At 45.3% G+C, this 1,739-nt stretch carries 1 protein-coding gene; it reads right to left on the bottom strand.

The genetic code is table 11. The features are described from left to right. Positions 1 to 260: 260 nt before the first annotated feature. Positions 261 to 941: a sigma factor-like helix-turn-helix DNA-binding protein gene (locus ACTNBZ_RS14270; RefSeq protein WP_441210936.1), complete on the bottom strand. Its 681-nt coding sequence runs from the start codon at positions 939 to 941 to the stop codon at positions 261 to 263. Between the last annotated feature and the right edge of the window lie 798 nt (positions 942 to 1,739).

Here is a 1,739-nt window from a genome sequence, read left to right as displayed (position 1 = left end):
AAGGCGAAGCTAAAGGGCTTGCCGCCTGCTCTTCACAGACAACAAGCCCTTTCGGTTGCTTGAACAATTTTTGCTTCGAAATATTGTCTAACTTTTCGGGGTCACTTCAGACCGGCGGGGGCGTTCTTCTTCGTTATCTCTGTTATTGCGGATCGGAATAAAAGCCCTGCTGTCTGTTCACGTTGTTCAGCGCGTAAAACGGCAGGTTATCCAAGAAAAGCGCTGCGCTATCAATACAAGGGCTGGAGGATTTGCGATGACTACTCCATATCCACCGGCATTTTCTTTGAAAAAACACATCCTCCGCTCAGCCGGCGAATGAATTTCTTTTCTATCTGGCTGACGCGTTCCCTGGAAATATGGAAAGCGGAAGCAACCTCCTCCAAAGTTTTGCTTTTTCCGTCCTCCACACCAAACCTCATACAAATGATCCTGCGGTCTCTGTCGCTCATATCAAGCCAGGCATCTGCAAATCTTTCCTCGTCAGAAATTTTCAGCTTATCCCGGATTGTGTGATACTCAGCTTCGGATCTGGCGTCCAGCTTATGGGATAGCAATTCCTTTGCGTGAATCATTCGGTAACGGCGGCACTCGCGAGTGGTAGCGTACTGCATCTGCCTGATCAGGTTATGCTCGATGTTCTCATCCGAATCCCACTTGACAAAATCCAGATATTCTTCAACACTTCCGGCAACCGCTTTCATGACAACCGTTGGATATCCAATCATATCAGCATATTTTTTCATTCTGGAAAGCATGACCGGCATGAGCGATTCCAAAAACGCCCCCTTTGCGTTTTCGTCACCATCAGCAGCCCGGCAAACTAATTCAGCACGAACATTTTGAGGCTTCTCCGAGGCTCTTATAAGATTTTCCACCATACAACTGTCCATCTTTTCCGGCGGTTGATCATAAAGTGACGCCCATAGCCTTCCGTTCATCAAAATATACCTCCGTGCAAAAACATGAGATTCTTAAAACCGTTTCATATAAGAGGCTGCTCATACTCTTTCGCTAATATATTCAATCCGAATAATCGTTTGGGCTGGTATTTTCAAAAAAATAAGGCTTCAGGTGTTACGGTGCGATCACAACTGAAGGTGCCTATAAACATATTGCTCATGCTTGATGGATATTATATTCGGTTTTACAGCCAATGTCCAGTTATAGCATCCGGACTATTGTCATAATCTTTCTCGGCGCTTTGATCGGCGAACCAGTCGGCAACTACTATAAAAAAGAGCTAACTGACTTAATCAAAATCAGTTAGCTCTTTATCTTTGAATAATGAAAAAATGTTGCCAAATCGTTGCCACAGAGAGGTTCAGGCGGTGAAAAGCCCTTGATTTTCAAGGCTTCCTGGCCCCTCTGAAATTATTCCCACTCGTTGTTGGGCATCATATTTAACGGATTTTGCTTCATAAATTTGATACCTCATTTTTTTGATTATTTGATGTGTCCATATTATCCAGCCCTATACGATGGGCTGTTATCAAATTGTTATCGGTGGTGATAACGGGGGGTAGCAGGGTTGTTGTTTTCTCTGGTGGTTTACAACTACATTTTACCACGAAAGGCAGGGAAATGCAATAACCATCCTTGCTGTGGCGTATCAAGGAATCTTACTGAACATATGGCGCACCTTGTCCAGGCGGCTGTTTGGACGGCGGGGCTGGATGACCGGCTGACCGACAGCGGCCTGATATCCTTTCAGCTCTGTAAGGCATACGCTCCGCCCG

The sequence above is a fragment of the Pseudoflavonifractor sp. HCP28S3_F10 genome (genome assembly GCF_052065415.1).
In the GTDB taxonomy this organism is placed as follows: Bacteria; Bacillota; Clostridia; order Oscillospirales; family Oscillospiraceae; genus Pseudoflavonifractor_A.
The sequence above is the reverse complement of the archived record's forward strand: the minus strand, read 5'-3'. Positions and strand labels throughout refer to the sequence as shown.